This is a genomic window from Bacillus sp. TL12 (assembly GCF_022625245.1).
Classification (GTDB): domain Bacteria; phylum Bacillota; class Bacilli; order Bacillales; family Bacillaceae_G; genus Bacillus_A.
Genome location: NZ_JAJJBY010000002.1, coordinates 279163 through 292048, shown reverse-complemented (window position 1 = coordinate 292048; position 12886 = coordinate 279163). Strand labels below are relative to the sequence as shown.

Annotated in this window: 11 protein-coding genes; 1 reads left to right on the top strand and 10 read right to left on the bottom strand. The window is 37.9% G+C overall.

The window, feature by feature from the left end; translation table 11 throughout:
• Positions 1 to 11: 11 nt before the first annotated feature.
• From icd to LOK41_RS03450, 3 genes are all read right to left on the bottom strand, one after another.
• Positions 12 to 1304: an NADP-dependent isocitrate dehydrogenase gene (gene icd / locus LOK41_RS03460; protein ID WP_241815247.1), complete on the bottom strand. Its 1293-nt coding sequence runs from the start codon at positions 1302 to 1304 to the stop codon at positions 12 to 14.
• A gap of 161 nt (positions 1305 to 1465) precedes the next feature.
• Positions 1466 to 2614, bottom strand: a complete 1149-nt coding sequence (citZ, locus tag LOK41_RS03455) for a citrate synthase (RefSeq protein ID WP_241815246.1) — start codon at positions 2612 to 2614, stop codon at positions 1466 to 1468.
• 386 nt (positions 2615 to 3000) lie between these two features.
• Positions 3001 to 3462, bottom strand: coding sequence for a DUF441 domain-containing protein (locus LOK41_RS03450; RefSeq protein WP_241815245.1), 462 nt, complete (start codon positions 3460 to 3462; stop codon positions 3001 to 3003).
• Positions 3463 to 4011: 549 nt separating this feature from the next.
• On the opposite strand from LOK41_RS03450, the gene ytvI reads away from it, so the two are divergent.
• On the top strand, positions 4012 to 5130 hold the full coding sequence (ytvI, locus tag LOK41_RS03445; protein ID WP_241815244.1) for a sporulation integral membrane protein YtvI: 1119 nt from the start codon (positions 4012 to 4014) through the stop codon (positions 5128 to 5130).
• A gap of 249 nt (positions 5131 to 5379) precedes the next feature.
• On the opposite strand, the gene LOK41_RS03440 is transcribed toward ytvI, so the two are convergent.
• From LOK41_RS03440 to ystJ, 7 genes are all read right to left on the bottom strand, one after another.
• Positions 5380 to 5769 (bottom strand): FxsA family protein, encoded by a 390-nt coding sequence (locus LOK41_RS03440; protein WP_241815243.1) that lies wholly within the window; start codon positions 5767 to 5769, stop codon positions 5380 to 5382.
• Positions 5770 to 6000: 231 nt separating this feature from the next.
• On the bottom strand, positions 6001 to 7758 hold the full coding sequence (gene pyk / locus LOK41_RS03435; RefSeq protein ID WP_241815242.1) for a pyruvate kinase: 1758 nt from the start codon (positions 7756 to 7758) through the stop codon (positions 6001 to 6003).
• Positions 7759 to 7811: 53 nt separating this feature from the next.
• Positions 7812 to 8771 (bottom strand): 6-phosphofructokinase, encoded by a 960-nt coding sequence (gene pfkA / locus LOK41_RS03430; RefSeq protein WP_241815241.1) that lies wholly within the window; start codon positions 8769 to 8771, stop codon positions 7812 to 7814.
• A gap of 128 nt (positions 8772 to 8899) precedes the next feature.
• The gene (gene accA / locus LOK41_RS03425) at positions 8900 to 9874 is read right to left on the bottom strand and encodes an acetyl-CoA carboxylase carboxyl transferase subunit alpha (RefSeq protein ID WP_174101666.1); all 975 of its coding nucleotides are present in this window, start codon (positions 9872 to 9874) and stop codon (positions 8900 to 8902) included.
• Complete coding sequence (gene accD / locus LOK41_RS03420; protein WP_241815240.1) at positions 9862 to 10731, bottom strand: acetyl-CoA carboxylase, carboxyltransferase subunit beta; 870 nt, start codon at positions 10729 to 10731, stop codon at positions 9862 to 9864. Before accD ends, accA begins: the two co-directional genes overlap by 13 nt.
• 185 nt (positions 10732 to 10916) lie before the next feature.
• Complete coding sequence (locus LOK41_RS03415) at positions 10917 to 11561, bottom strand: FadR/GntR family transcriptional regulator (RefSeq protein ID WP_241815239.1); 645 nt, start codon at positions 11559 to 11561, stop codon at positions 10917 to 10919.
• 14 nt (positions 11562 to 11575) lie between these two features.
• The gene (gene ystJ / locus LOK41_RS03410) at positions 11576 to 12784 is read right to left on the bottom strand and encodes an NADP-dependent malic enzyme (RefSeq protein WP_241815292.1); all 1209 of its coding nucleotides are present in this window, start codon (positions 12782 to 12784) and stop codon (positions 11576 to 11578) included.
• Positions 12785 to 12886: the final 102 nt, after the last annotated feature.

The window sequence follows — 12886 nt, the reverse complement described above, 5'->3', positions numbered from 1 at the left end:
CCCACTCTGAATTATGCGTTTTTGATTACTGCTAAATCCATATTATTAATAAGAGCATCAGCAAATTCGGAACATTTCACTTCAGTTGCACCATCCATAAGACGCGCGAAGTCATATGTTACCACTTTTGAAGCAATTGTTTTTTCTACTGAAGCAGTTACTAATTTCGCAGCTTCATTCCATCCTAAATGTTCTAATAATAATACTCCTGAAAGAAGAACAGAAGATGGGTTTACTTTATCTAAACCTGCATATTTTGGAGCTGTACCATGTGTCGCTTCGAAAATAGCATGTCCAGTAACATAGTTAATGTTTGCACCAGGTGCAATACCAATGCCACCTACTTGTGCTGCAAGCGCATCAGAAATATAATCTCCATTTAAGTTCATTGTTGCAACAACATCGAACTCGCGTGGACGCGTTAAAATTTGTTGTAAGAAGATATCTGCAATAGAATCTTTCACGATGATTTTACCAGCCGCTTCAGCTTCTGCCATCGCTTTATTCGCTGCATCTTTACCATCTTTTTCAACAATACGATCGTATTCAGCCCAAGTGAATACTTTATCGCCAAATTCTTGTTCAGCAACTTCATAACCCCAGTTTTTGAAAGCCCCTTCTGTAAATTTCATAATATTTCCTTTATGAACTAATGTAACAGAAGAACGTTTTTCATTAATTGCATATTGAATTGCAGCACGAACAAGACGCTTTGTCCCTTCTTCTGAAATTGGTTTAATACCAATTCCCGATGTTTCTGGGAAGCGAATTTTGTTTACTCCCATTGTTTCTTTTAAGAACTCAAGTACTTTTTTTGCTTCTGGAGATCCTTGTGCATATTCAATACCAGCATAGATATCTTCTGTATTTTCACGGAAAATTACCATATCAGTATCTTCCGGACGTTTTACAGGTGAAGGAACACCTTCAAAATAACGAACTGGACGTAAACATACGTATAAGTCTAACTCTTGACGAAGCGCTACGTTTAGAGAACGAATACCACCACCAACAGGAGTTGTAAGTGGGCCTTTAATTGCGATTAAATATTCACGGATTACATTTAACGTCTCTTCTGGTAACCATTCACCTGTTTGGTTGAATGCCTTTTCCCCTGCAAGCACTTCTTTCCAAACAATTTTCTTCTCACCATCATAAGCTTTTTCAACAGCTGCTTCTAATACACGAGATGCTGCTGCCCAAATATCTGGTCCAATACCATCGCCTTCAATAAAAGGAATAATCGGATTGTTTGGTACATTCATAACACCATTCGTTACAGTAATTTTTTCTCCTGTCGTCACTGTGATAACCCCCATGTTTGAAATTTCATATGTGTGAAACTGAGGGAATATAACCCTCAGTTCAAACCGTTAGTCAAATTAAAATATTCCAATCATTACATCTTTCCCGAAAAATCTGACTTTTGAAAGCGTATTTACACTATCCAAATAGTGTTTTTAGCTTATCGTTGCGCCAGTGGTACATAACGTTGATGCGTTGGTCCATTGTAATCAGCACGCGGACGGATTAAGCGGTTATTTTCATATTGTTCTAGAATATGAGCTAACCATCCTGACATACGGCTAATCGCAAAGATTGGTGTAAATAAGTCATGATCAATTCCTAAACAATGGTAAACAGAAGCAGAATAGAAATCGACATTTGGTGGAAGACCTTTTTCTTTTGTGACAATGTCTTCGATTTTGATAGACATATTATACCATTTATCTTCCCCTAAAAGCACGCATAATTTCTTAGACATTTCACGCAAATGTTTCGCACGAGGATCACCGTGCTCATATACGCGATGGCCAAATCCCATAATTTTCACTTTATTTTGAAGTGCATTATGAATATAGGATTCTACATTTTCTTCTTCGCCAATTTCTTTTAACATCTTCATTACGTTTTCATTTGCCCCACCGTGAAGAGGACCTTTTAACGCGCCAATTGCTGCAGTAATACCAGAATATACATCTGAAAGTGTCGCAACGCAGACACGCGCTGTAAATGTAGAAGCATTTAACTCATGATCAGCATGAAGTACAAGCGCTTTATCAAAAGCTTCAATTTCCACTTCATTTGGCTCACGGTCATTTAACATATAGATAAAGTTTGCAGCTAATGATAAATCTTTTCGTGGCTCAACAACTTCTAAACCTTTACGAATTCTTGCATATGCTGCAACAAGAGTACCTACTTGAGCTTGTAATTTAACCGCTTTCAAATAATTAGACTTTTCATCCATTAATTCAGCACTCTCATCGTATAATGATAACATGGAAATCGCTGTTCGTAAAACAGACATCGGATGAGCAATCTTTAAATCTACTTGTTTTAAATATGTTAAAATCTCACTTGGAACTTTAGAATATTCAGATAGAGTTTCTTTTAACTCATTTAATTCCTCTTCGTTAGGAAGCTTGCGGTGCCATAATAAGTATACCACTTCTTCAAACGTAGCATTTTCCGCTAAATCATCAATATTATACCCAACATACGTTAATGTATCATCAATAATTGAACTCACGGATGACGTTGTTGCTACTACCCCTTCTAATCCTCGAATAACAGTCATTACACTCTCTCCTTTTCCTGAAAATTCTCCCAACCTTGCTCCCTTGTATCTGTTTGCTTCCCTTCTAGATTATGAACGCCCGTTCACTCTTTAGGCAAGCAAAATGCACGATCATGCAAATTTGTTGTGGTGTTCCCATCTAGTTGTTCTATCGCTTTCTCCAAGCATGAGCGTGAGTTTTCTCCCCGAATCCTCACGCTTAGAACAACAGATGGTGAGGAAAACTAGTTCCGAAGAGTTTAGGATAAAAACAACATAAAACAATATCAGTAGAAAATTACTTTATGTTGTTTTTATTTTATTTGGTGTAAGTCTTCGTTGCTATGTAGCTTTTACATGTCTTCTAATCCTATTATAAACAATTATCTGACTTTTGTGAATGGAAAGAATTCAAAAAATTTATATTACTATAAAATTTCTCATTTAAACATCTGCATAATGTTCATCACAGCATAGGCAATTCCCGCTCCAATTAACGGTCCTACAGCGACTCCATTAAATAACGCAACTGCTATAATCGTCCCAAATACGAGCGCAGTTGTAATATGAGGATCACTCGTTAATAACTGTACTCCCCCTTTTGCTAAGAGAGCAACCGCTATTCCTGAAGCTAAAGCAATCCATGCATAATAAGATTTAGTCGCTTCACCTAGCTGCTTAAATCCGATTTCACCCGTAGCGATCGGAACAAGGACCGCAACTGTAATAACCGTTACACCAAGATTAATTCCTTTTGTTTGTAGATATGGAAGAATTTTATCCCCCAAAAACGTCCATTTTAATAAAAATAAAACACCAACCGCTACAGTAAGCGATTGATTTTTAGCAATAAGTCCAATAATAAGTAGTATGAATAAAAATAACGTTGATTGACTAATCATGATTACACTTCCTTTCTGAAAATAATGAACCTGTTTACAAAATAAATTGCTGTTAAACATATCATTATACACGCTATAGATGAAAGTATTCATCAATTAATATAGATGATACACACAAACTTCAAACACTTTGAATGAGATGTTTATACTTACTAAGAAAGAAAAGCGCACTTCTTTCTTTTCTTATAAGAAACAGGTAAAATAAAAAATAGATAAAATAAAAAATAGATAAAATAAGACTCTCGCCAATCAGTACAAAGAAAATTCCCACCACTGATTAGCAATTACCATCAGGATTTTGCGAACAGATTGCTTCATGCCTTGAGACTCGCAAATAGCAGGATAAATCCATCATTCCACTATAGCATAAAGTGAAACTTTAATCAGCGCGGAGTTCTATCTCTAATGGTTATTAGCATTCACCAATCGAGCTTTTACAGACAGTTCATCTCCCGTCTAACTTCTCTGTTTCCACTGAACTTTAATGAGAGATTGTTGCTGTCCGCAAATAGCAGGATAAATACCATTTGGAATGGGAGGTAAGCACCTTTGAATCGAAATTCATTGTATATCATATTACGACTTATATTTGTCATTTCAGCAACAATAATTGGGTTTTATGCACTTTTATATGTCTCAGGCCTTATATACCCTTTTATCATTGCATTAGCTTTTGCTTATTTGATCAATCCAGTCGTAAATTTTCTCAACCAAAAACTACAATTCCCTCGTGCCTTAGCGGTACTCGTCAGCTTAATTCTCGTGTTCGGCGCCATCGTCGGACTTGTTACATACCTTGTGACAGAAGCAATTTCCGCCACAACTTACTTGCTGCAAATTGTCACAGAAAAGTTTCCAGCAATTGTACAGTATGCACAGCAGTTTGCACTCAATCATATTATGCCTTTATATGATGATTTAATTTCTCAATTTAATCATCTAGGTGAATCACAACAATATACAATTACACAAAACATTCAAAACCTAGGAACGGAAGCAACAAAGCAGATGAAAGAATTGTTGACCGCTATTATAAGTGGATTAACAAACTTCATCAGTGCACTTCCAACGACTTTAACAGTCCTTGTCTTCATCTTATTAGCAACTTTCTTTATTAGCTTTGATTGGCATATACTTGCTAATAAAGTAAAACGATTGCTTCCAAATCGCGTACACGGATACGGAAAGACTATTTTTGTCGATTTACGAAAAGCATTATTCGGATTTGTAAAAGCACAACTCACCCTTGTATCTATGACAACCGTCATTGTACTAATTGGACTATTAATTTTGCGCGTACCCTATGCCATCACAATCGCAATCATTACAGGAATTGTAGACTTACTTCCTTATTTAGGAACCGGAGCGGTTTTTGTCCCTTGGGTTATATATGTATTTTTCACAGGGGATACAGCATTCGCAATTGGTCTACTTATTTTATACATTGTTGTCATTGTTCAAAGGCAAATCATGGAACCAAAAGTGTTATCCTCCAATATAGGACTTGATCCATTACCAACACTTATCGCATTATTCGTCGGGTTTAAGCTGTATGGTTTTTTAGGATTAATCATTGGTCCAGTCACATTGGTACTATTAAACACATTGCACAAAGCCCATGTATTTCATGATTTATGGAAATTTATTAAAGGTTCACCATTAAAATAAAATTTTCACTCTCACCCAATTCTTACATTCAAATTTTCTTCAAAAAAATAGAACAAGGGAATTACCCATAATAAATGGATAATTCCCTTGTTTTTTACGCAAAATGACACTTTCAAGGTTTATTTTACATTTTTATTCTATTTTATACATTTTTATTATCCCCTTTTCTTCCTTTTTCTACAAATGAATAAATATTCATTTTATATTTCGACAAAAAAATAACACTTAGAACAATTCGTGTTCTAAGTGTTATTTTTGTACTATAACGGTTGTATTCCTTCTTAATTTCCACTCTAACCATTTCATTATTACAGGTTTACATAACTTTCTCGTTGCCGGAAATATAAAAATAACTCCCATTACATCCGTTACATAGCCAGGCACCAATAGAAGCACCCCACCCACAAGGACAAAAATACCATCTAATACAGCATCACCCGGCATCTCACCTCTATTCAACCTTGACCGAATCTCCCCCAATACCATAAATCCTTGTCGTTTTGCTAAATAGACACCTAAGGCACCGATACATACAATCATAGCGAACGTTGGCCACATACCAATCAAATGACTAGAGCCAATTAGCACCGTAACTTCAAGCGCTGGAATTAAAATAAAAAGAAACAACATCCACTTCATTCTCCCACTCCTTTCACAAAAAGAACCCTCTTCACATCTCCTCACACCCTCAAAATAACACTTCGGTGCCCTCTTATATAAGATTTAACCTCAATCAAGTAAACAGCCATCCAAGAGCCTCCTAGACGTTAATAACAGGATCTCTACAGCTACGAAACCTGATATTATATCCTTTGTACTCTAGAGGTAAAAAAAAGAGAAGGACTCCCATCCTTCTCTTCACATTACTTCTTATAGCACTTCCGCATGTCCATTATAAACAATTCCACGCGCCGCATCAACTGTTACTTCTTGGCCATTTTTTAGAGTTGCTGTTACACCATTCACACCAACGATAACCGGAATACCGATTGATACACCTACAACAGCCGCATGGCTTGTTAAGCCACCTTCTTCTACAACTAGAGCTGCAGCTTTTTCAATTGCAGGAATCATATCTTTATCAGTGCTTGTTGTAACAAGAATATCTCCTTCTGTTACGTTCGCTACAGCTTCCTCAGCTGTTTTAGCTACAACTACTTTACCTTTTGCAGCTTTACGACCGATCCCTTGTCCTTTAGCGATTTCTTCGCCAACAACATGGATTTGCATTAGGTTTGTTGTACCAGTTTCAGCAACCGGAACACCTGCAGTAATTACAACAGTATCCCCAAGTCCGATTAGACCTGCATCCATACCTGTTTGAATCGCAGTATCTAACATTTCATCAGTAGATGTTGCACGTTTTTCAGCCATAAACGCTTGTACACCCCAAACAAGTGCAAGACGACGGCCCACTTGCTCGTCAGATGTTACAGCTACGATTGGAGATTTTGGACGGTATTTAGAGATCATTTTCGCAGTGTAGCCACTTTCTGTTGGAGCTACGATTGCAGCTACACCAAGAGCAAGTGCTGTGTGCGCAACAGATTGGCTAATTGCATCTGTAATTGTTGGAGTGAACTCTTTAATACGTTTTTTGAACATATCTTCATATTGTAATGATTTTTCAACACGAGTTGCGATGTTTGCCATCATTGTTACTGCTTCTACTGGGTATTGACCTGCAGCTGTTTCACCTGAAAGCATGATTGCATCCGTACCATCGAAGATTGCGTTCGCTACGTCACTTGCTTCCGCACGAGTTGGACGTGGGTTACGTTGCATAGAATCTAACATTTGCGTTGCAGTAATAACTGGTTTACCTAATACATTACATTTTTTAATTAGACGTTTTTGTACTAATGGTACTTCTTCTGGTGGAATTTCCACACCCATGTCACCACGAGCTACCATTAAACCGTCAGAAACTTCTAAGATAGAATCGATATTATCGATACCTTCTTGGTTTTCAATTTTTGGTACGATTTGAATGTATTGTGCATTATGCGCTTCTAACAATTCACGGATTTCTAACACGTCAGCTGCTTTACGAACGAAAGATGCCGCGATGAAATCAACTTTTTGCTCGATACCGAAGACGATATCTTTTACGTCTTTTTCAGTGATACCAGGAAGCTTAATGCTTACGTTTGGTACGTTAACACCTTTTTTATTTTTCACAGTTCCGCTGTTCAATACTTTTGTACGGATGTTTCCGCCAGCTTTCTCGATTACTTCTAGTTCGATAAGACCGTCATCGATTAGAATGCGAGAACCTGGGTCTACATCGTCATACAGACCAGCATAAGATACAGAGAACTTCTCTGCAGTTCCTAATACTTGCTCTGTAGAGATAACTACCTCTGCACCTGTTACAAGCTCAGCTTGTCCGTCTACGAAGTCATGTGTACGGATTTCTGGACCTTTTGTATCAAGTAAGATTGCAACTGTTTTACCAGTTTTCTTTGAAGCTTCACGAATGTTTTTAATACGTGCTCCGTGCTCTTCATGACTACCATGAGAAAAGTTTAAACGAGCAACGTTCATACCCGCTTCGATTAATTGCTCTAATTTCTCAATACTTTCACTAGCAGGACCTATAGTACATACAATTTTAGTTTTACGCATATTGCACCTCCGAAAATTATGAAACCGTTCCCAAACATTTGACATTAAGCCGATTAGATGGATAATTCTTTAGATAATTGATACATATCTTTATCAATCGTATGCTTTTGAGCTAACGCTTCGATAATGTCATGATCAACAAGTTGGTTGTTTTGGATACCAACGCAACGTCCACCTTTACCTTCAATCAACAGTTCAACTGCTCTTGCGCCAAGACGACTTGCTAATACACGGTCTTGTGCACTTGGTGATCCACCACGTTGTACGTGACCTAATACAGTTACGCGAGTATCAAAGTTTGTTGCTTCTTCGATATGCTTACCGATGTCAATTGCACTTCCAACACCTTCAGCTACAACGATGATACTATGCTTTTTACCACGCTCACTACCGCGTTTTAAACGAGCAATAACATCTTCCATATCATGCTCTTCTTCTGGAATTAAGATTGTTTCTGCACCATCAGCTAAACCAGCCCATAATGCGATATCTCCAGCGTGACGTCCCATTACTTCGATCACATATGTACGTTCATGAGATGTAGCTGTGTCACGAATTTTATCAATTGCATCGATAACAGTGTTTAACGCTGTATCGAAACCGATTGTGAAATCTGTTCCAGGAATATCATTATCGATTGTACCTGGTACACCGACACACGGGAATCCTTGCTCTGTTAACTTTTTAGCACCTTGGTAAGAACCATCGCCACCAATAACAACAAGTCCTTCAATACCAAGTTTATTTAATTGCTCGATTCCTTTTTCCCTTACTTCTGGGTCTTTAAACTCAGGACATCTTGCTGTATATAATTTTGTACCACCACGGTGGATAATATCGCCAACAGAACCAAGTTCTAATTTTTCAATGTGACCAGAAATTAATCCAGCGTATCCATGGTAAATACCATATACTTCTATATCATGAAAGATCGCTTTACGAACAACTGCACGAATGGCAGCATTCATACCAGGCGAATCTCCACCACTTGTTAATACACCAATACGTTTCATTTGTACTCACCTCATAAAGATTATTTACCTTATAATAAAATAACACGAAAAAATATAAAAATACAATGGAGAAGATGTGTCTTTTCATAATAAAAACGTGCATTCGCGAAGTGGAACGCACGCTTTTCTTATTTTATCCAAATGGAAGCGTTTGAAAACGAAACTTGCCCAATTTTCATATATTTTTCATAACGTTTTTCGATTAATTCCTCTTTCGAAATACCGTTTAATTGTTGGAAAGTTTTTCCGATCATTAGGTCAATATTTTCAGACTGTTTTAAAATATTACGATGTGCACCGCCGCGCGCTTCTGGAATAATTTCGTCAATTACACCTAATTCTTTCAAATCTGCTGCTGTAATTTTTAAAGCTTCAGCGGCATCTTTTGCTTTCGTAGCATCTTTCCAAAGAATTGTCGCCGCACCTTCTGGACTAATAACAGAATAAGTGGAATTTTCTAGCATGTAAATGTAATCGCCTACCCCTAAACCTAGCGCACCACCACTACCACCTTCACCAATAACAATACAAATAACAGGTACAGTAAGTCCTGCCATTTCAAATAAATTACGTGCAATCGCTTCACTTTGGCCACGTTCTTCAGCTGCTTTACCAGGATAAGCACCTTTTGTATCAATGAAACAAACGATTGGACGATTAAACTTCTCTGCCTGCTTCATTAAACGTAGCGCTTTTCGATATCCTTCTGGATGAGGCATTCCAAAATTACGACGAATATTTTCTTTCGTATCTTTCCCGCGCTGGTGCCCGATTACTGTTACAGGCATCCCTTTATACTTCGCAATGCCGCCGACAATCGCTGCATCATCGCCAAATAGACGATCTCCATGACATTCAAAAAAATCAGTAAATAAGTGCTTAATATAATCGAGCGTTGTCGGTCTCTCTGCATGACGAGCAATTTGAACGCGGTCCCATACTTTCATATTGCCATATATTTCTTCCTCTAAATTTTCTAGCTTATCTTCCAAAATACGAATCTCCTCACTGAAATCCATCTGGCTGTTTTTCGTATAGTCTTTCAGTTCTCGAATCTTATTTCTTAGCTCCACAACTGGTTTCTCAAATTCTAGTTCTGCCATATCGCCGTTTCCCCTCCTTGATGAACTTCTAAAATCTTACGGAGTGAATCTTTCATATGATCGCGATGCACAACCGCATCTAATTGACCGTGCTCTAGTAAAAATTCTGCCGTTTGAAAGTCTTCTGGCAGCTTCTCACGCACTGTTTGTTCAATTACACGTCTGCCAGCAAAGCCGATAAGTGCACCTGGCTCTGCAAGATTATAGTCACCAAGTGAAGCAAAACTCGCTGAAACACCGCCTGTCGTCGGATGAGTCATAACAGAAATAAATAATCCTCCAGCATTGCTATGCTTTTTCAAAGCTACGCTCGTTTTTGCCATTTGCATTAAACTTAAAATACCTTCTTGCATGCGCGCACCGCCCGATGCAGTAAAGATAATAAATGGAACTTGTAATTCGTATGCCTTTTCAACTGCACGTGCAATTTTTTCTCCTACAACAGAGCCCATGCTGCCCATTCGAAAGCGAGAATCCATTACTGCAACTACAACAAGCATTTCATCAATTGTTCCTTCACCTGTCACAACAGCTTCATTTAATTCTGTTTTCTTGCGATCACTCTCTAATTTTTCTTCATAATTTGGGAACTGGAGTGGATTTAACGAAACCATCTCTTTGTCATACTCACGAAATGATCCTTCGTCCAATACACTATCAAGGCGTTCCCACGCATTCATAGGATGATGATAACCACAGTTTACACATACTTTTAAATTTTTTAGAAGCTCTTTTGTATACATGATTTTCTTACATTTCGGACATTTTGTCATAACACCGTCCGGTACATCTTTTCGTACTTGTTCCGAAGGAATTGCAGCGTACTTTTTCTTTTTTACGAATAAATCTCTTAGCACAATTTGACCCCCTTTGTTGAGAGCTAAGGTTAGGTTAGGAAGAAAATGGGGCTAACACCAAAGATTGATGTTAGCCTTCTTTTTGAACCCTGTCTAATAACCTCTCTCTTTACGTTTAACTTTAACCGCTATGCGATAGATTGTTTGTCATAACGTGTCATGGTCATTTCGACAAATTTTATACATTACGAATGAAACTGTACATTTTCCATTAATTCATCATAAATTTTTAGCGCCTCTTCTTCTTTTTTCGCGTATAGCGCTTCATAAAGTTTTCTATACATTTCTATAGACTCTAGTGAAATTTCAGAAGAAAGAGTCGCAACGTAATCATTTACAATTCTCCAAATTCGATATAGTAAATAATTGTCCACTTGTTCAATAAGTGTTTTAAAAAACGTTTGATGAAACTCCTGAATGGAACTCTTGTCCTTTTTAAGAACCTTTTGCAACATACTTAACACATTAGAGAACGTTTCTTTCGGTAAACCACATACGATTCGAAGAATATCTTTTTCAAGCAATCGTTTCGTCTGTAACAAATCACGAATTGTTTTCTCATCTTGTAATAAAAATGGTGCGATTAATTGAACAAGACCGTTATCATAGAAGTTTCGAATAAACGTCCCTTCTCCGCGTCTTGTTTCAATTAATCCTACGAGTTCTAAAGCTCGCAATGCTTCTCGTACAGATGAACGTCCAACATTTAAACGTGCGCTTAACTCACGCTCAGATGGCAATCGATCACCTGCTACTAAACCATCCTCTTCCATAATGGAACGGATTTTCTTTACAATTTCGAGATATACTTTTGTATTTGATGATGTCAATAGAAATTCCTCGCTTACTCTTTACCAATCAGCGCTAATTGTCTCGTTTTCTCAGCAACTTCATTTGGATCTACTTGACGGCGAGCTACTCCTGTCTCCATCGCAGCTTTCGCAACGTAAGCGGCCACTTGAGGGGCTACACGCGCGTCAAACGGCGCTGGAATGATATAGTCTGCATTTAACTCATCTGCTGCTACAAGCTCAGCAATCGCTTCTACAGCTGCCATCTTCATTTCTTCATTAATTTGCGTAGCATGTACATCAAGTGCACCACGGAAAATACCAGGGAATGCTAGTACATTATTTACTTGGTTTGGGAAGTCAGAACGACCAGTTCCCACAACAGCTGCGCCTGCTGCTTTTGCAATTTCCGGCATAATTTCTGGAACCGGATTCGCCATCGCAAAAATAATTGCATCGTCATTCATTGTACGAACCATTTCTTCAGTTAACGCACCTGCTACAGATACACCGATAAATACATCTGCATCTTTCACAACGTCTGCTAATGAACCTGCTACACGATTTTTATTCGTATATTTTGCTACTTCATCTTTCACCGGATTCATCCCATCAGGGCGTCCCTCATAGATTGCGCCTTTTCGGTCACACATAATAATATCGCGTACACCATAGCGGTATAAAAGTTTAATGATTGCAATACCCGCTGCACCTGCACCATTTGCTACAACTTTAATGCCAGACATTTTCTTTCCAACTAGTTTTAGTGCGTTTACAAGACCTGCTACTGTTACGATAGCTGTTCCATGTTGATCATCATGGAATACAGGAATATTCGTTTCTTTTTTCAGACGTTCTTCAATGATAAAGCAGTTTGGTGCTGCAATATCTTCTAAGTTTACACCGCCAAATGTTGGCTCCATTAATTTGACAGTTTCAACAATTTTATCTACATCGTTTGTATTTAAAGCAATTGGGAATGCATCTACGCCAGCAAAGCTCTTAAATAATACAGCTTTACCTTCCATTACTGGAAGAGATGCTTCTGGTCCAATGTTACCAAGACCAAGTACAGCTGTTCCATCTGTCACAACTGCTACCATGTTTCCCTTCATTGTATATTCATATACCTTACTTTTATCGTCATAAATTTCTTTACAAGGTTCTGCAACCCCTGGAGAATACGCAAGACTTAAATCTTTAGCATTTTCTACTTTTACTTTTGATACAGTTTCTAATTTTCCTTGATGCACTTTATGCATATGAAGTGCTTCTTCACGAAGTGTTGACAAACTATCCACTCTCCTCAAATTATTCTTGCTATTATCACTGTCTCCAAGTGGTCTGACCACGAACACTATTAC

Excerpts from the sequence above, each read along its gene's own strand:
- LOK41_RS03450 (WP_241815245.1), bottom strand. The coding sequence starts at position 3,462 with ATGATTAGTCAATCAACGTTATTTTTATTCATACTACTTATTATTGGA.
- LOK41_RS03440 (WP_241815243.1), bottom strand. The coding sequence starts at position 5,769 with ATGAAGTGGATGTTGTTTCTTTTTATTTTAATTCCAGCGCTTGAAGTT.
- pyk (WP_241815242.1), bottom strand. The coding sequence starts at position 7,758 with ATGCGTAAAACTAAAATTGTATGTACTATAGGTCCTGCTAGTGAAAGT.
- pfkA (WP_241815241.1), bottom strand. The coding sequence starts at position 8,771 with ATGAAACGTATTGGTGTATTAACAAGTGGTGGAGATTCGCCTGGTATG.
- accA (WP_174101666.1), bottom strand. The coding sequence starts at position 9,874 with ATGGCAGAACTAGAATTTGAGAAACCAGTTGTGGAGCTAAGAAATAAG.
- ystJ (WP_241815292.1), bottom strand. The coding sequence starts at position 12,784 with ATGCATAAAGTGCATCAAGGAAAATTAGAAACTGTATCAAAAGTAAAA.